Here is a 17,445-nt window from a genome sequence, read left to right on the forward strand (position 1 = left end):
TGGACTGTTACAGTAATCAAAAATGTCATTGCATAAGAATGACTTGTATCAGAGGGTTCTTAATGGGTTGCGGTAAAGAAAGTGCCGGATTCGTTGTGTTAGTCAGCTTCGTTAGTTAGTTATCGTCACAGTGACCAATTTCCCTAACGTTTACCCTAATTTGAAACATAAAAAGGCCTGCTTATTTTAAGCAGGCCTTTTGGGTTTAGTTTTCGCTGTTAGTCATGTTCACTTCAAAAACATCACTTAAGCTAGTCACTATTTGGGTAAGTCATTTTCTACACAAGCAGTTTACAAAATCAGTTTTAGAACTGGTTCATTGTGTTGTCTTTACCAGACGCTTTAAGCGCTTGGTCACCAGAGAAGTACTCTTTATGTGCATCACCCATGTCTGAACCAGCCATGTTTTGATGTTTAACACAGGCGATACCTTCACGGATTTCCTTACGTTGAACATTGGCAACATAACCCAACATACCTTGGTCACCGAAGTACTCTTTAGCCAAGTTATCGGTAGATAATGCTGCAGTATGGTAAGTCGGTAGTGTAATAAGGTGATGGAAAATACCTGCTTCACGTGCCGAGTCAGCTTGGAAAGTACGAATTTTTTCATCAGCTTGGATAGCAAGCTCAGTGCCATCGTAATCAACACTCATTAATTGAGGGCGGTCGTAAGCTGATACGTCTTGTCCTGCTTCTTGCATTGCATCAAATATTTGCTGACGGAAGTTAAGCGTCCAGTTAAACGATGGTGAGTTGTTATAAACAAGCTTGGCATTAGGAACAACTTTACGGATTTCGTTAACCATGCCACCGATTTGAGATACATGAGGCTTTTCAGTTTCAATCCACAATAAATCAGCGCCATTTTGCAATGAAGTAATACAGTCAAGTACACAACGCTCTTCACCGGTACCGGCACGGAACTTAAATAAGCCATTTGGTAGACGAGCCGGTTTAACCAGTTTGCCACCTTGCTTGAATACCACATCACCGTTATCAAGTTTTGCTGCATCAACGGCTTCAACTTCAAGGAAGCTATTGTATAAATCGCCTAGATCGCCTGCTTCTTTAGTGACAGCAATTTTTTGCGTTAAGCCTGCACCTAATGAATCGGTACGCGCAACAATGACACCGTCATCGATACCTAGCTCTAAAAATGCATAACGAACCGCATTAATTTTTGCTAAAAATTCAACATGTGGCACGGTGACTTTACCGTCTTGGTGGCCACACTGTTTTACGTCTGACACTTGGTTTTCTAATTGAATACAACAAGCACCGGCTTCAATCATTTGTTTTGCCATTAAATAAGTGGCTTCTTCGTTACCAAAACCGGCATCAATGTCGGCAATAATAGGTACAACATGGGTTTCGAAGTTTTCAATTTTTTGTTGAATCGCGGCTTTATCTGACTCTTTAGCATTATCTAATTCGCGGAAAAGACCACCGAGTTCACGGGCATCAGCTTGACGTAGGAAGGTGTATAGCTCTCTAATCAACGCAGCAACAGAGGTTTTTTCATGCATAGATTGGTCAGGTAATGGACCAAACTCACTACGCAGTGCAGCTACCATCCAACCGGAAAGATATAAGTAACGACGCTTGGTGGTTAAAAGATGTTTTTTAATCGCGATCATTTTTTGTTGGCCGATAAAACCATGCCAGCAACCTAAAGACTGAGTGTACTGCGATGAGTCCTTGTCGTAGTTGTCCATGTCTTCACGCATGATCTTGGCAGTGTACTTTGCGATGTCTAACCCAGTTTTAAAGCGATTTTGTAGACGCATACGAGCGACTGACTCTGGGTTGATGGCATTCCATGCACTACCTTCCGAATTAATCAAGGTGGCAGCGTCATCGATAATATTTTTGTAGTGAGTCATGTGTTTATTCCTTAACAAATAGATTAGCGGCAATTGATTACGTTGAAAATAATAGCTATATTTGGTTAAATAAGCCTAATTTATACTTACTATTTTCGGTATTCACCATATGAATGTATCTCGTATCGACTTGAACCTCCTTGTTTATTTAGATGTTTTACTACGTGAAAGAAATGTTACTAAAGCGGCAGACCAGCTTGGGATCACCCAGCCTGCAATGAGTAACGGCCTAAAACGCTTACGAAACTTGTTTGATGATCCCTTACTTATTCGCACGAGTCAGGGTATGACGCCGACCGAACGCGCAAATGAATTACAACCCATTATTAGTGAGTTGATTATTGGGCTGGAAAAGGCCGTACAACCGCGTGCCAATTTTGATCCACTCGACAGTGATAAAGTCTTCCGTGTTATGGCAAGTGATTATGCTGAAGCGACGTTAATTCCACCGCTTATTGCCAAGCTTCGTACTCAAGCGCCCAACGTTATTTTAGATATCATGACTCCAAGTGATGTCAGTTTCCCTGATGTAGAACAAGGAAGAGTCGATATGGTGATCAATCGTTTCGACAGTATTCCGCAATCATTTCATCAAAAAGTATTGTGGAGTGATGACTTTAGCTGTTTGATTAGTAAGGGTAATCCTGTTTTAAAGAAGTTTTCTTTAGACAGTTATTTAAAAGCTAAGCATGTGTGGGTGAGTAAAACAGGTATGGGCGTTGGGGTAGGGATGAACCCAGATGATGTTCAGCGTTTGGGGTGGGTAGATGAAGCATTAACGCGAATGGGTGTAAAACGCCAGATCACCGTTTTTACACGCCATTATCAAGCCGCGTGTATGTTGGCTGAGCAACAAGATTTGATCGCAACCATACCAAGTAAGATGGCGCGTCATCACAATAATAATGATCGGGTGAGCATTGTGCCGCCGCCTTTTATTATCCAACCCATTGCATTAACTATGGCCTGGAGCCCTTTGCTTCAGAATAATCCAGCGCATCAGTGGATGCGTCAACTTATCACTAAAACCGCAGAAGAGATAAATAGAGGCGACGTTTAATGTTATTGTCATTGTGACATTTAGTTACCTATATGTTGTAAAGCAACCAAAAATCGTCATTTTGCCATATCTTTGGTGAATAGTGGTGATAACAGGTATAAATTGGATAAATAAGATAACTTTGATATAGAGTAAAGTATTACTGCGTATGAACAGTAAGCTATTAACAGTGGAATAAGTTTGCACTAAGGATTTGGGGCTAATGATTTATGGCTAAGGATTTGGGGCTAATGATTTATGGCCAATGATTTAATGCATTTGATTTAGGGCTTAGTTTACGGTCAACGCACAGAAATTAAGGTAGGGATTAAACATGACAGCACGTATTCAAGTAGGTGGATTACAAATAGCGCAAGAATTGTGGCAATTGGTCGACGGTGACATTTGCCCAGGTACTGGCATTGATTCAGCAACCTTTTGGGCAAAATTTGAGGACATTATTAGCGAATTTTCTCCCGTTAATGTGAAGCTGTTAGAAAAAAGACAACAACTACAACAGCAAATTGATCAATGGCATATTGACCATCCCACCAAAGATTTTGACCCTGCAAAATATAAAGCTTTTCTATTTGAAATAGGTTACTTGGTTCCTGAGGGTGAGGCTTTTCAAATTCGCACTGAAAATGTCGACCATGAAATTGCCGCGCAAGCGGGACCACAGCTTGTAGTGCCGGTTAAAAATGCGCGCTTTGCGCTTAACGCTGCCAATGCTCGTTGGGGCAGCCTGTATGATGCACTATATGGTACTGACGCGATATCTGAAGAAGGTGGCGCGGAGCTAACGAAACAATACAACCCGGTACGCGGCAGCAAAGTTATCGCTTTTGCCAAACAGCACTTAGATACCGCTTCGCCCTTAGCAAAAGGCAGCCATGCCGATGTGACCCGTTATTACCTCGACGCAGGTGTGTTACGGATGCAATTAACTGACGGCTCGACTACAACCTTAACCCAACCAGATAGATGTGTGGGTTACCAAGGTAGTGCTGATGCACCAAGTGCTATTTTGTTAGTTAATAATGGTCTGCATATCGAAATTCAAATAGACCCAAGCAGTGTTATTGGTGGCAGCGATCGCGCTGGCGTTAAAGACTTACTGGTTGAAGCCGCGGTTACCACCATTATGGACTGTGAAGACTCTGTCGCCGCAGTGGATGCTGAAGACAAGGTTGAAGTTTATCGCAATTGGTTAGGTTTGATGCAAGGTAATTTATCTGCCTCGCTGACTAAAAATGGTAAAGAGATCGTTAGAGAACTTAATGACGATCGCGTATATACCACTGCTAATGCCGACCAGAGTACAGAGGTAAAAACAGTCACTTTACCCGGCAGAAGTTTGCTATTTATGCGTAATGTGGGTCACTTGATGACCATTGATGCTGTGCTGGATAAAAATGGTAACGAAGTACCTGAAGGGATACTTGATGGCATGATCACTGTGCTTGCTGCAATGCACGACCTCAAAGGTAACAATAATGGTCGTAGCAATAGCCGCAAAGGTTCGGTGAATATTGTAAAACCTAAAATGCATGGCCCTGAAGAAGTGCAATTTACCTGTGACCTATTTACCAAGATAGAAGATGCGCTCAAGCTGCCGCGTAATACTATTAAGGTCGGCATTATGGATGAGGAGCGCAGAACGACACTGAATTTAAAAGAGTGTATTAGGGCTGCGAAAGAGCGCGTGGTGTTTATTAATACCGGCTTTCTTGACCGCACGGGTGATGAGCTGCATACCTCAATGTTAGCAGGTCCGTTTGTGCCTAAATCGGTTATGAAACAGCAAAAATGGATTAGTGCTTACGAAGATTGGAATGTTGATATTGGGCTTGAATGTGGCTTACAAGGTCGCGCTCAAATCGGTAAAGGCATGTGGCCAATGCCAGATGAAATGGCAGCGATGCTTGAACAAAAAGTGGCTCATCCTAAAGCGGGCGCAAACACCGCATGGGTGCCGTCGCCAAATGGTGCCGTGCTGCATTCTACTCATTATCATCAAATTAATGTGGCAGATGTTCAGCAACAAATTAAACAACGCCCACGTGCTAGCATTGATAGTTTGTTAACCATTCCTTTACTTGCTGAAGGGGTAACACTCACCAATGAGCAAATTACTTTTGAACTAGAAAATAATGCCCAGGGTATTTTAGGGTATGTGGTGCGCTGGATTGATCAAGGTGTGGGTTGTTCAAAAGTGCCTGATATTAATAATGTCGGCTTGATGGAAGACAGAGCAACCTTGCGAATTTCATCGCAATACTTAGCTAATTGGCTTGAGCATGACCTATGCAGTGAAGCGCAAGTGATGGCGGCGTTGAAAAAAATGGCCGCTGTGGTCGATACTCAAAATGCAGGTGATCCGCTGTACACTAATATGGCGCCTAACTTTGACGGCATCGCCTTTAAAGCGGCATGTGATCTGATTTTTAAAGGCAAATCTCAGCCTTCTGGTTACACAGAACCTTTGCTACATGCTTATCGAATTCAAGCTAAAGCAAAAGCTCTAGCAGGTTAATCAGTACCGTTAATACTGGCTTTAAGCCTATGTCGTCACGCAATAAATAAGCCTTGATCTTGCAAAGATTAGGGCTTTTTTTGTGGTCACTTTATCAGTGGTGTCAGAAAGAGGTGTCAGAGTAAACGTTTAAAGCAATAGCCTTACCAGATTGTTTGGCCGATTTATTTCAGACGTAGCTTGATGCAGAGCTTTTAAGCGTGGGTCTCATTTATGATTGTGTTCAAAGCCAGATTAAGCGAGTCTATATAAAACTGACTAGAAATGAGCCTGATGAAATATTCGTTACTTGCTTTGGGATTACTGTTTAGTAGCCCGACACTGTTTGCTATGGATGTTGAATATACTGCAACACTTATCGAGATTGATGGGGTTGCTGATCCTGCCTGGCAGAAAGCGAAGTGGCATACGATGCCGCATTTAATGGACGGGGTGTTGCCCGATTCTGCGAGTGATTTTAGCGGTAAATATAAATTACTGTGGGATGAGCATTATTTGTATCTGCAAGCTGAAATTACCGACGATGTATTGCTAGATACCCATGCCGCCCCAACGGTGAATTATTGGGATGATGACACCCTGGAGGTGTTTATTGATAGCGATGCCTCTGGTGGCGATCATCAATTTAACCACAGTGCATTTGCCTACCATATTGGCCTAGACAATCAGGCGGCTGATTATGGCCCAGACAAACAAGCTCACCTGTATACGTCGCACTTAAAGAGCCGTTGGCAGCGCAGTAGTGAGGCGCCTTATAATGTGATTTGGGAGGTGGCGATTAAGCTGTATCCTAATGATTTTAAACAAGGCCAAGAAGATAAGCCATTACTGCTAACACCAAATAAATTGATCGGTTTTATGCTCGCCTATTGCGATAATGATGGCAGCCCTGTAAGGGAGCATTTTATGGGTTCCCATGAGATACAACCTGTTAACGGTGATAAAAATAGAGGCTTTATTGATTCTAGTGTCTTTGGCCGTATGACTCTTAAACGTTAGCCCATATCTAACACCATGATCCATTTGTAAAGTGACTTGAGTTAAAGAGTATAGCTGACAATTTAAAGTTTACTCTGATCCCATTTACTCCAATTTTACCGGTTATTTGATCTAACTCGTCACTACCTATATGCGCTTAAAGTCTTTATCTATCATATTACTGAGTAGCAATTGTCCTGCTTGATTAACTCTAAACTCGCCATATTTTGATTGTTCAAAATCTTCGGCTCGACCTTCTTGAAAGAAAAAAGCATTACTGGCTAGTTTGATCCTGCCGTCACGCACGCGATATTGGATCAATTGCTGGGTTGGGGTTAAGGCGTCACCATTATAGAGGCCATCGAACTGGGCGACGCGATGCTGGTCGAGTGTCACAATAAACAAACCATCATGGTTATTTTGCGTACTTGAGTGTTGATTGACTGACTGGCTAACCACTCTCGCGATGTCATAATTTAGGGCCATGTAATCGCCTTGCATTAACGATCGTGGATCGACAGGGGCCAGTTCAAACAGTATGATTTCGCCATTGGCTAATAGTTGTTCTTGTTTAAATATCTTGTAGTTAATGAGTGCGAGTATTACTAATGCCGCAATAATTGCCCATAGTGACCGCTTACTTAGCTGGCGTGAATTAAGCAAGGTGTTGTTATTCGAAGTCATTATGCTTGCTCCTTATTTTGTACTCTTGTTACTGGAGCCGTTTCAATCACCGCGCTAACGTCTTCTTTATCCGCTGCTTGAGCCATTAATCTCACTTCATCAGTATTTTCTGTACCATTTGCAGCCGTATTTTCGACACTATTTAGGTCGCAATCTTTGGTTTTAGTGCTCATGGCCAATCTAAGCAGTAATAGCACTATGCCACTGACCATTAACCACAATGATTTATCAAATAAGTTTATATGGAGTGAGTAGTAATACAGGCTGATAAAGGCGAGTAGGGCGCACACTGAAAGGATTACTAATTTGCGTTCGTTATAGAAATAACCCAGCAATAACATCAATAGTGCGGCGCTTAATCCGCTCATAACAATTGAAAGTAAACTGATTAATATTGCCGTGAGGATCACCATTCGCTTGCTGCGAGTATGAGAAGCCTTAGCTTGATTGGTCTTGATGTTAGACGCGAGTTGGTTAAAGATATGATTAATGAGCCATAGCGCCGATAACAAGCTGATGGCGATAGCGATATAGTCATTAATGCTGGCGTTAAATGTCATCAGAAAACTAGGCTGATCCATTATGTCATCCAATTCAAACAGCATGACATTAACCAGTAGAAAACTGATGGCAACTGCGTAACCTAACATTCTTATACGTTGATAATGTTGTGGCCACCGGTAAATTTGTGACCAGATAACAACTGAACTTAGCACTAACAATGGCAATATAAGTAGCGATGAGTGGTTCATGGCTAAAATTGCTAATAGGCTGGGGACCATACCAAATGCAGCAACAAATTGGTTTGCTTTATGGGGAATGACTATCCAGTGTATGGCAAAAGTGATGGCATAAACCACCGCAATGAAGGTCTCGTTGCTATCTTCTAGGCTTTCGAAGGTGCCAAAAAGTAACATTATTTGTCCGCATAGACTAAATGCGAACACCATTTGCAGGATAAACTCTTGGCGATTTTCGCCAAGTCGATAATATGCCAAACAGCCTAGGCTTAGCACAAGACCAAAACCGATAAAGGATGATTCGGTAATATCGCTTACCGAAGATGCACTCAGCAATACAAACGCCAATAAAAACAGCGCTGCAATCCAGCCTCCAATAATTTGCGCGGCAATAATATACCAAGGACTGCTTAGCATGGCTTGAGGTGCCGTATCTGTGTTTACCAGCCCTTTATTAAACAGCGATTGCCATAATGTGTTACTCGAACTGAGGTTACTCATGAGCGGTCCTCCTCTTGTTTAACATCACTATTGCTCGCTTTTTTATCCGTAAGCATCGTCATTTCATCAAACTGTTGGTGCCATTTTTTTAGCCAATATAAACAGCCACTGGTTAGGCCTACTACCACTATGGCCATGATAAAAAACGCTGCAATGGTATCGCTAGTTTCGAATAACTCTCTTGATAGTAGCGATATTATAGCGGCACTCATGCTGGTTAATACCAATGTGAGTGGATATAAGGCAGGGGAACGATAACGGTACCAAACAAATAAGCTGGCCATAGTGACGAGGTACACTAGCGCATAATAGGCAACATATTCGTTGGAGTCGTAGTGGTAATTGAAGTCAAAAATGACCCAAATTATTAGCCAGGTGAATCCACTAACGCTAGCAAGTAAACTGCTTGCCTCTACCATGGGGCAATTAAAATGCAATTGTCCGCGCCATTTACAGCGTTTAGCTATGGCAAATGTTAGGTGAATGACTAAGTTAACTAAGCCGAAAATAGCGATTTGTTGAATGTCTTCAAGTAGAAAACTAAACACAGAAGCAAAGGATTGCAGATATAACCCTAGACTGACGTTGAGTAATACCACCACCAATAACCACAACAGATCAAAACCTGCGATATAAGCAAAGGGTAAAATTAACAGCGCCCAAATGGCGAACAGTTGCCAAGGGTCGGCGCCGGTTTGATATGTTTGTCCCACTAATGCCAGCAATGCCCCGAGCATAATACTGGCTCCAAGTAACATTGCATTGGCTAAGCTCCAGCCATAAGTTTGTTGAATATGTTGGTTGTGTTGATCATGCGGGTTATGTGCTTCATGCGGCTCATGTTGCAAGTTGGGTTGTAAAGATGATTTTTTGCGCGCGCGATTAGCTAAGTAGAATCCGCCAATAAACAGAGTAAATAGGGTTTCGACTATGGCAAATTTATTGAGGTGCGACAATGCATCCCAATTGAACGCCATGAAAAATATCACCCCAGCACCCAGTAATAAAACCCCGAGATAGAGTAATATATTGGCGATTAATTGCTGCCACTTATTCGCTGATGGGTGAGGGTAAGCCAGCAACATTGCGGCTTTAACATTAACAGGCTCTATTTTTCCGTCTATAAACCACTGCCATATGGTTGAACGCTTTTGAGTCATCATCCCTTGTCTGCTATTCCTTTTATTAAACTCGTGGCCGTCGATACGCTTTCGCTCGCTAAGCTAAATGTAAACTAACGCTGCCTATATGCAATTAAAAATCATATGTACTTAAAAACCCATAGAAAATATCATACAGGATTTTAAACACAGGCATTAAGTTTGGCGTTTATGATAAGTGCTTCTTTCCTGAAATATGGCATCTATTAGGGGCGACTCACATTTATCACCACCGCTATTGAGCATCACGCTGGTATTGCCTACAATAGCGCATGTTTTATTCACTACAGACCAGACAATGACCGACACTACAGCTAAACCTGCTTTACCTGATCGCCTTAGCGTTAACCCACGTAGCCCACATCATGTGGAAGCCATTTTTGAACACGAAATTGGTATTTTATTTAATGGCAAAGAACGTGCTGATGTCGAAGAATATTGCATCAGTGAAGGCTGGGTAAAAGTTGCGTCGCACAAAGCATTAGATCGTCGTGGTCAACCGCTTACGATGACAGTCAAAGGTAAAGTTGAAGCCTTCTATAAGTAGAACTGAGTAAACTAACTTTTAGCGTCAAAAACAAAGGCTAGCCGTTACGGCTGGCCTTTATTCTTTATACTTCTTTGGTTTATAACCACTTAGCATACCTAAGCGTAAACAAACCCTGCCAACTGTGTCTCTGCTTTAAACGCCTGTAGCCGCTTAACATGATTTTCATTCATGTTGGATAGCGGTAGAATCCGCGCCTTGTTTTAGCATTCGTTTAGAATTTGTGTATTTATGATAATTGATCTGGCTTTACTTCCCGTTTATTTAACCACAGTGGTTGCCTTACTATTAATTCCTGGGCCTGACATGCTGTTGATTGCCAGTTCTAGCTTGAGTTATGGCCGCAAAGTGGGTGTGTATGCCAGTTTTGGTAATGCGACCTCGGGACTTATTTTAACCTTACTTGCTGCAATGGGCGTTTCCGCATTAGTGGCAATGAATCCAATGGCGTTAGAGTTATTACGAGTGTTAGGCGGTGCTTACTTACTTAAAATGGGTTGGGATTGCATGCGCAGCAGTGCTAGCGATGCGCCCGAAATTACTCAGCAGGGTAATTTAGCTAAATTACTTTATCGCCGAGCGGTAATGAGTAATCTACTTAATCCTAAAGCGCTAATATTTTTTGTATTGTTTTTGCCGCAGTTTGTTTCAACTCAACTGAGTGCCAGTTCTGGTGAACAAATGCTGGCATTAGGGCTGCTGCTTAATGTGATGGGATTAGCATTTAATTTGTTATTAGTAGCGTTAGTGGGCAGTTTAGGCAAACCCTTACTGAAAAATGAAAAGTTTCGCACTTACCAAAACAAGTTTATGGGGGTAATATTTTTTGCTTTAGCGATTTGGTTACTGGCGTCGCAGGTACAAAGTATTAGCTAAGTAAGTCGGAATAAGATTTTAATTAATAAAAAAACCACGGTGATAAACCGTGGTTTTTTATTTTTACATTTCAATATTCTTACACAAACCACAAACCACAAACCACAAACCACAAATATTCAATATGATATTACATTAATGCTTTGCTTGCTTGATAGCATCCATCTCTTTTTCAACGGCTTCAACTACCGCTTGGGGATTGCTCAAGTATTGCGAGTGATCAACAAAGATGGCGTTGTCATCAACAGTGATCACGATAGCAGGGAATCCAGCCGTGCCAATAACTTGTTGAATTTCCTCAATGCCTTCGAGTACGTATTCGGCATCCATACTGAGTTCATCTTTAAATATTTTATTCGATGCTGACAGCTTAAATTTTTCTACAATGGCATTGAAATCGTGCTTGTTGGTCAGCGGGTTGCCTTCAATAAAGTGGGCTCTTTGTAGCGCATTAAGCACTGGCAATTGCTTATCGGCATGCTTGGTTTGCAACCATGCCATTAAGTTTGCGACTTTTATTGAGCTTTTAGGACTGTTTGCGTAGCGAATATGGTCGCGACCAAACTTAAGCCCACTGATTTTTGCAGCGGCTTGCATTTGTTCTTCGCCTGCACTGTCTTTGCCGATGTAATGCGCGCTATGTAATAAGTGTACATTCATCTCTGGATAGGCTTGTTGCAGTGCATTCACCAAAGGTGTGGCTGCATAGCTCCAAGGGCAATGTGAGTCGTAGATAAAATAAAGCTCAGTGGTCATGACGTTGATTCTTGTTTGCGATCAGATGTGCTGATCCTAAATAGTTTATTGGTATTATTCAATCATTGAATTTATGCGGACTCAGCCTGATGAATATTATCAATTAACGCAGCGTTGAGCATCGGATAGGTAACCATAAATGAAGACGCTAATCCGCGAGTTTTATTCATCATTAAACGTCTACTAACACCACTTCAATACCTAGGCGTCTAAGGCCTTCAAGATAGATGTTGGGTATGTTTTGATCGGTTATCACTTTGGTCACGGCAGACGGTTCTAAAATTTTGTGAAGACAAATTAAGTCAAATTTAGATGAGTCGGTTACTACAATGACCTCAGTGGCAACTTGGCACATAATTCTATTAAGGATGGCTTCTGATTCGAAATGAGTCGTAATGCCTCGTTCCATATGAAAGCCATCAACACCTAAAAAAACTTTATCTACGTGAAGGTCTTTTAAGGTGTTTTCAGCACAGCTGCCGAAAAATGACATATTTTTTCGTCTTAATGTCCCGCCTAATAAAATGACATTGACCTCTTCGTTTGATGACAATTCATTGGCAACATTTAAGCCATTGGTGACAATAGTGAGGTTTTGTTTATTTTGTAAATGGGCTGCAACTTGAACAGTTGTTGAGCCTGAATCGAGAATAATTGATTCGCCTTCATTAATCATACTGGCAGCCATTTTACCAATACTCATTTTTTCTTCTGAGTAGAGTGTCTGCTTATGATCTATGGTGATTTCGGTGTCGATTAGGATATTTTTTTTCAACAGTGCGCCACCGTATGAGCGAGTCGCAATGCCTTGTTGCTCCAAAAAACGTAAATCTTTGCGGATAGTGACAGGAGATACTTGGTACTTTGATGTCAAATGTGAAACTTGTACACTTCCTAACTCTTTTAACATTCGGATTATCTGTTCTCGCCTGTGGCTTGTATCGCGCATTTTTACCTTCATTTACGTTTTTATATCAAACAATGAAACATATATTATATAAAACGAAACATTTGGCCACTAAAAAGTTTCGCTTTTGTTGGATAAAGCAGAGGCCTATTGAAATTTATTTCCTAGTTTGCGACCTAAAACTCTGAAACAAGTTTGTCGACTATGGCTTCAATATAAGCTTGTTGAGACTCCTTAAAACCTAAATGTTTTATACGAACAGTGCCATCTTTGCCAATGATGTATGCCGTTGGCATCACTAAGACATTATACAAGCTTTGAATATCACTGTTATACCCTTGAGCTACAGGGTATAGAACAGGATATTGGGTTAAAAATTGCTTCGCATCGCTTGCATCTTGATCGAGATTAATCGATATGATTTCAAACTTTTTATCGGAATATTGTGCTTTTAGCTTATTCAAAAAAGGGAAAGAACGGCGACATGGAATACACCATGACGCCCAAAAGTCTAGGTAGACGACTTTGCCTTTATAATCATCGAGCACGACTTTATTTATGCCATCAAGTGCTGACAACGAAAACTCTGGTGCAGTGTCATTGACCGCCAAAGGGGCGGCGGTACTACAAAAGCACCAAGCCGATAATAAAAGCAATATCACTAGTCTCATTGCGTTATTCATCCGTAATCGGTATGAGTTCTAGCAATAAGTAACCTTTAAAATTAGTCTCTAGCTTTGCTACAGGGCCAACTGCAGTACCGAGTACTAGGTTATTAACATAGTCTTTAATTTGATATTTACCCTTTTGTAGACCTCGTAATTCAACCTCACCATTCCAGTCTTTGGCGTAAAATGCGTAATACATGCGATCGTCTTTTTGGATGGCGTGGGTTTCTGGTAAATCAAAACCGATATCATATAGTTCGCCTAAATATATCCCTTTAGGTAACATTTTGGTTTTGTATATATCAATCCACTTGGCCCATATTTTTTCTTTGTCTTCATTTAAGGCAAATTCTGCAGCCGCGCCCGTTGATGAAGGCATAGTGAATTTGGTTCCTACTATTCCCCCAATACCGACTGATGATGCGAAGTCGTTGGCGTTATCACTTAACTCTACATGGTCACCGTAATAAGGTGATGAGTCACCCATTAAACCTTTTAGGGTTTTGCCTTTATGGCGAACTTGCCATGAAGATAAGGGATCTGAGCTCACTGTTTGGTTCATGTAAGGTAAGTTATGAAACGCGTAAGAGGTACCACAAGGGCAAATCTCGACTACTGCTTCTGGATTGATTTCTTGGGCAGTTTTAATGATTTCTTCCCAAAACTCGGCTAACTTTTCTACTGACTCTTCTGGGTATGCATGGTTATGTGCAGGGTTGTAACAGGGAGCAACACCATTTAAATGCTGGCCATCAATCTTTAAGCCTTCGTAGCCCCATTCACCGATCATTTTTCTGACTAATGCTTTGCTGTATTCAATGGTTCCTTCATATGCTGGGCATAAATAAAAGCTATTCCACCATGTGACATCTTGCACTGCGCCATTTTCATCGAGCAATAGCATATCGCTGTGATCATGCAGCAAGTCTGTTCCTGGGTCGACAGCCAGTGGTGCCCACCAAAGCTTAGCCTTTAAGCCTGACTGGTTGATTTTAGACACAAATGCTTGCATGTCTTTGTCGCCATTAGGAAACTTTTTGCGATCAAGATACCAATCACCTTCTGCTGTTTGCCATCCGTCGTCTAATACTGCCCATTCTAAGCCCATCTCTTTGGCTTTTTCTAAGGTTCCGAGTACTTCATCAACATCGAAGTTGCGATCGTAGCCCCATGCACACCAAATAGGATCGTACGCTGAGTCTGGTATATCGGCCATTTTCAAGCCTTTATCAGCCATAACATTACGGTAATTTTTTAAGGTCGCGTAATAATCTTTGTGATGAACATTGACGAACGTTTGCACTGTCTTGAGGCTGTCACCAGTTTTAAGTTCGGTATTTTTTTCAAGCTCAATTTGTATCGTTGCAGCGGCTTGATCTTGGGGGTAATTGAGCGGCAATGACACTAATTTAGGGGATGTCTCAACATGTCCGACTGCAAGCCCGATATCTTTGCGCCATAGGTCAACAATGGCTGTACCTCCGCCATAGTCAGATGCATTCATTCCCATGTAGTTTTGTTGGCTGTATCCTTTGGTAATTGGTGTTACCCAGTCTCTACGATCTTCGTAGGATGCACCTTGATATGACCAATATGCTGGTTGACTGTCTGAGGTTGAATCTTCTGGTATCAGCGCATAATGGTTGTTAACCCACTTGGTGACTTTGATATTATCTGCACCTGTATTGGTGTAGCTAACCTCAAAAAAGGCCATGGTAGGATAGCGTTGGTAGGTGCTTACGACGGTTGTTTTTGTTAGTCCTTCAGCGGATATGCCACTTATTGCGACTTGGGTGCCTTGGCCTAGTTCGTTATTAATGTCGCTCGTTTTTTTATCTGTAAAGGTAAATTCTGTAATACGTTTGCCATCGTGAGTGACGACATATTCACTGGGTTGAAACTCGTCGAGCTTAGTCTGGCCGCCATGTATGTTTGCTGAAATACGGCTGTATAATTGTTTGTTGAATTCGATCGTAATCGCTGGTGATTCTACGCTGTAAACAATGTTATCTTCATCAGATGATGGATTGGATTGTTGTGCACAACTGGCTAAGAAGCCCGCACTCACAATACCCATAAATACTTTGTATAAGTGATTTTTGTTCATTTTATAAGCTCTTGAATTAGTATGCATATTAGGGTTATTTAACCGGATCTATGTTGAAAAAGTGCTTAGTATTGGCAAAATACAAGTTGTTAATTACCTCTTTAGGTAATGCTAAACCGATTATTTTGCCGTCAACCTCTGGTACTTCCATCGATAGCTCAGTATTTAAATATTTCCAATCTTCGAGCCACTTTTTATGAACTTCTTGTTTCAATTGGGCATCACTGGCTTCTGGTGAGTGAGTTAAATCAGTGGCGTATAAAATACGGTCTTGATAGCGAATAAAGAAATTGCGCACCTTTTCACGATCAAGGTTAGATTGATATTGGATTTGCCCCATTCTGGCTGCCATATCAACCACTGCTTTTGGGTAAGCATCTAAAAAGGCAGCTATTTGATCCACGCTCCATTCTAAACTGGCCAAATGCGCACCCATAAAATGCATATCTGGATGTTTGTCGAGCATGTTATTACGCACCTGCATTTGTTTTTCATAGCTTGGCATTTCTGGGTGCAGATACATGTGGTATTGAGGGTGAGCAGCAAAGTATTGCTTATCATTATTGACGGTCATTTTACTGACTGGCAACCAACAGTTTTTAGGCTCACCTTGGTGACCTATTAATGGGATATCAATTTGCTGTATATGGTTGAAGATAGGATCCAAAATAGGGCTGTCAATCATTACCAAGTTTTCAGTTTGGTCGCGATAGTCCATGCCAATATTTTTCCATACTTTTACCGCTATAGCACCTTCTTTGACGGCTTCGTCAATACGTTCAATGACGTCACCTTGCCATTGAGGTGTGTCAGAACCTTGCATGGAGAAAGTGGTGGCAAAGTAAAATACCTCTGGATAGGTTTTAGTAAATTTTTGAGCAATAGTGGCTTGTTTATCAATGTTTGGAAAATCAGGGTAGTCAACATTAACAGACAATAGTTTTATATTATCTTGCTGTGCTTGCTCAATAAATGCGGTCGATGCACTGTTTGCGTGGACGTGAGCATCAATTTTTTGAACCGTATAATAATCGTCCATTGTGTAATGTGAACTTGACGTTGCGCTGTAAACATCTGAGCACGCAGCCAATGCTAAGGTAAGTACTGAAATAGCGAATAATTGTGTTTTCAAATGACCCTCACTTTGTTCGATTTAATGGGTGCTAATTTAGCTGCTCTGTTTATTTTCTTCTGGTTCTATCGCCAATAAAATTGCGGCGATGACGGCGAGTGCTATGCCTAAAATTTTAAAGTCGCCAGGAACGATACCCAATAAAATAATGCTTAATACCGATGAAATAAGTGGCGCACCAGCGTTGGTTAGTGGCGATACCACCATTGCTTTGCCATAGCGAAAAGCATAAACCAGACACAAGGCACCGATGGAGTTAAGTATTTGAACGCCAGCAATTGACGGTATAGAGCTAAAATCAAACTGACTAAGTGATTGAGCATCAGTCATAAAGTATGCGACTGGAATTAACAGTAACGCCGTGGCAGTCATGTAAAAAAAGATGCTTTCGGCGCTCATGTGATTGTTTGAAAACTTCATGAAATAAGCTTGTAATCCCCACGCGGCCATAACTGATAAGGCAAGTATGAACCACATTAAGCCGTGAACGTTTGAGCTATTGCCTTCTGAATATTCAAATAAGGGTAGGGTTATTAGCGCAAGAATAATGCCTGCGGTGCCTAACTTTCCGGTGCGTTCTTTGAGTAACAAAAAGGACAGTACAATAGTGATAAGTGGTGATAACGATACAATAGGGAATATGAGGTATGCAGGGCCAGTATCTACTGCATAAAACAATAACATTTGCCCACCAGAACCTAATAAACCTATGGTGCAGCCGAGTATTATTGAGCGTTTGTCAGTTTCTAGTTTCCAATTTATTAACTTTAAGGCCACTATGCATGGAATTATCATAGTGAATGCCCAAATAGCATAAATGATGGTTGATGGGATATCGCCGTTAGACAACATTGCCGTTAAGGCGCCCCAAAGCCCCCACATTAAGGTGACTGCAATTGCGTAAAATAGCCAAGGTTTTTTCATTGTT

15 protein-coding genes are annotated in these 17,445 nt (G+C 41.4%); 5 read left to right on the plus strand and 10 right to left on the minus strand.

Annotated elements, in window-relative coordinates; translation table 11 throughout:
* Positions 1-305: 305 nt before the first annotated feature.
* On the minus strand, positions 306-1,886 hold the full coding sequence (locus ABIS04_RS03540) for an isocitrate lyase (protein WP_350432634.1): 1,581 nt from the start codon (positions 1,884-1,886) through the stop codon (positions 306-308).
* 109 nt (positions 1,887-1,995) lie between these two features.
* Here ABIS04_RS03540 and ABIS04_RS03545 point away from each other — a divergent pair, with 109 nt between their 5' ends.
* From ABIS04_RS03545 to ABIS04_RS03555, 3 genes are all read left to right on the plus strand, one after another.
* Complete coding sequence (locus ABIS04_RS03545; protein ID WP_350432635.1) at positions 1,996-2,946, plus strand: LysR family transcriptional regulator; 951 nt, start codon at positions 1,996-1,998, stop codon at positions 2,944-2,946.
* A 313-nt stretch (positions 2,947-3,259) separates the two neighbouring features.
* Positions 3,260-5,461 (plus strand): malate synthase G, encoded by a 2,202-nt coding sequence (locus ABIS04_RS03550; protein WP_350432636.1) that lies wholly within the window; start codon positions 3,260-3,262, stop codon positions 5,459-5,461.
* 273 nt (positions 5,462-5,734) lie between these two features.
* Complete coding sequence (locus ABIS04_RS03555) at positions 5,735-6,460, plus strand: CBM9 family sugar-binding protein (protein WP_350432637.1); 726 nt, start codon at positions 5,735-5,737, stop codon at positions 6,458-6,460.
* A 126-nt stretch (positions 6,461-6,586) separates the two neighbouring features.
* Here the strand turns inward: ABIS04_RS03555 and ABIS04_RS03560 are convergent, their stop codons facing one another.
* The 3 genes from ABIS04_RS03560 to ABIS04_RS03570 are packed head-to-tail and all read right to left on the minus strand — an operon-like array spanning position 6,587 to position 9,527.
* Positions 6,587-7,123 (minus strand): GDYXXLXY domain-containing protein, encoded by a 537-nt coding sequence (locus tag ABIS04_RS03560; protein WP_350432638.1) that lies wholly within the window; start codon positions 7,121-7,123, stop codon positions 6,587-6,589.
* Positions 7,123-8,364: a DUF4401 domain-containing protein gene (locus ABIS04_RS03565; protein WP_350432639.1), complete on the minus strand. Its 1,242-nt coding sequence runs from the start codon at positions 8,362-8,364 to the stop codon at positions 7,123-7,125. Before ABIS04_RS03565 ends, ABIS04_RS03560 begins: the two co-directional genes overlap by 1 nt.
* Positions 8,361-9,527 carry a DUF2157 domain-containing protein gene (locus ABIS04_RS03570; protein WP_350432640.1) on the minus strand — a complete coding sequence of 389 codons (1,167 nt, stop codon included), beginning with the start codon at positions 9,525-9,527 and terminating at the stop codon, positions 8,361-8,363. Before ABIS04_RS03570 ends, ABIS04_RS03565 begins: the two co-directional genes overlap by 4 nt.
* 295 nt (positions 9,528-9,822) lie before the next feature.
* On the opposite strand from ABIS04_RS03570, the gene ABIS04_RS03575 reads away from it, so the two are divergent.
* Together ABIS04_RS03575 and ABIS04_RS03580 are read left to right on the plus strand one after the other, a co-directional pair.
* Entirely contained in the window at positions 9,823-10,071 is a 249-nt protein-coding gene (locus ABIS04_RS03575; RefSeq protein ID WP_350432641.1) for a DUF3297 family protein, read from the plus strand.
* A 231-nt stretch (positions 10,072-10,302) separates the two neighbouring features.
* Positions 10,303-10,947, plus strand: a complete 645-nt coding sequence (locus tag ABIS04_RS03580; RefSeq protein ID WP_137222754.1) for a LysE family translocator — start codon at positions 10,303-10,305, stop codon at positions 10,945-10,947.
* Between the two features lie 135 nt (positions 10,948-11,082).
* Here the strand turns inward: ABIS04_RS03580 and ABIS04_RS03585 are convergent, their stop codons facing one another.
* The 6 genes from ABIS04_RS03585 to ABIS04_RS03610 form a co-directional block, all read right to left on the minus strand.
* On the minus strand, positions 11,083-11,703 hold the full coding sequence (locus ABIS04_RS03585; protein ID WP_350432642.1) for a DsbA family protein: 621 nt from the start codon (positions 11,701-11,703) through the stop codon (positions 11,083-11,085).
* 172 nt (positions 11,704-11,875) lie between these two features.
* On the minus strand, positions 11,876-12,664 hold the full coding sequence (gene agaR, locus ABIS04_RS03590; protein ID WP_350432643.1) for a transcriptional repressor AgaR: 789 nt from the start codon (positions 12,662-12,664) through the stop codon (positions 11,876-11,878).
* Positions 12,665-12,786: 122 nt separating this feature from the next.
* A complete protein-coding gene (locus ABIS04_RS03595; protein WP_350432644.1) occupies positions 12,787-13,293 on the minus strand; it encodes a TlpA disulfide reductase family protein in 507 nt (168 codons plus the stop codon).
* Positions 13,286-15,385 (minus strand): glycoside hydrolase family 36 protein, encoded by a 2,100-nt coding sequence (locus ABIS04_RS03600; RefSeq protein ID WP_350432645.1) that lies wholly within the window; start codon positions 15,383-15,385, stop codon positions 13,286-13,288. Before ABIS04_RS03600 ends, ABIS04_RS03595 begins: the two co-directional genes overlap by 8 nt.
* 34 nt (positions 15,386-15,419) lie before the next feature.
* Complete coding sequence (locus ABIS04_RS03605; protein WP_350432646.1) at positions 15,420-16,517, minus strand: amidohydrolase family protein; 1,098 nt, start codon at positions 16,515-16,517, stop codon at positions 15,420-15,422.
* Between the two features lie 36 nt (positions 16,518-16,553).
* Positions 16,554-17,441 (minus strand): DMT family transporter, encoded by an 888-nt coding sequence (locus ABIS04_RS03610; protein ID WP_350432647.1) that lies wholly within the window; start codon positions 17,439-17,441, stop codon positions 16,554-16,556.
* Between the last annotated feature and the right edge of the window lie 4 nt (positions 17,442-17,445).

Source organism: Shewanella sp. H8 (genome assembly GCF_040285065.1).
GTDB lineage: Bacteria > Pseudomonadota > Gammaproteobacteria > Enterobacterales > Shewanellaceae > Shewanella > Shewanella polaris.

Bases quoted from the DNA above. Each gene is read 5' to 3' on its own strand.
- ABIS04_RS03540 (WP_350432634.1), bottom strand. From the start codon at position 1,886: ATGACTCACTACAAAAATATTATCGATGACGCTGCCACCTTGATTAAT.
- ABIS04_RS03545 (WP_350432635.1), top strand. From the start codon at position 1,996: ATGAATGTATCTCGTATCGACTTGAACCTCCTTGTTTATTTAGATGTT.
- ABIS04_RS03550 (WP_350432636.1), top strand. From the start codon at position 3,260: ATGACAGCACGTATTCAAGTAGGTGGATTACAAATAGCGCAAGAATTG.
- ABIS04_RS03555 (WP_350432637.1), top strand. From the start codon at position 5,735: ATGAAATATTCGTTACTTGCTTTGGGATTACTGTTTAGTAGCCCGACA.
- ABIS04_RS03560 (WP_350432638.1), bottom strand. From the start codon at position 7,123: ATGACTTCGAATAACAACACCTTGCTTAATTCACGCCAGCTAAGTAAG.
- ABIS04_RS03565 (WP_350432639.1), bottom strand. From the start codon at position 8,364: ATGAGTAACCTCAGTTCGAGTAACACATTATGGCAATCGCTGTTTAAT.
- ABIS04_RS03570 (WP_350432640.1), bottom strand. From the start codon at position 9,527: ATGATGACTCAAAAGCGTTCAACCATATGGCAGTGGTTTATAGACGGA.
- ABIS04_RS03575 (WP_350432641.1), top strand. From the start codon at position 9,823: ATGACCGACACTACAGCTAAACCTGCTTTACCTGATCGCCTTAGCGTT.
- ABIS04_RS03580 (WP_137222754.1), top strand. From the start codon at position 10,303: ATGATAATTGATCTGGCTTTACTTCCCGTTTATTTAACCACAGTGGTT.
- ABIS04_RS03585 (WP_350432642.1), bottom strand. From the start codon at position 11,703: ATGACCACTGAGCTTTATTTTATCTACGACTCACATTGCCCTTGGAGC.
- agaR (WP_350432643.1), bottom strand. From the start codon at position 12,664: ATGAAGGTAAAAATGCGCGATACAAGCCACAGGCGAGAACAGATAATC.
- ABIS04_RS03595 (WP_350432644.1), bottom strand. From the start codon at position 13,293: ATGAATAACGCAATGAGACTAGTGATATTGCTTTTATTATCGGCTTGG.
- ABIS04_RS03600 (WP_350432645.1), bottom strand. From the start codon at position 15,385: ATGAACAAAAATCACTTATACAAAGTATTTATGGGTATTGTGAGTGCG.
- ABIS04_RS03610 (WP_350432647.1), bottom strand. From the start codon at position 17,441: ATGAAAAAACCTTGGCTATTTTACGCAATTGCAGTCACCTTAATGTGG.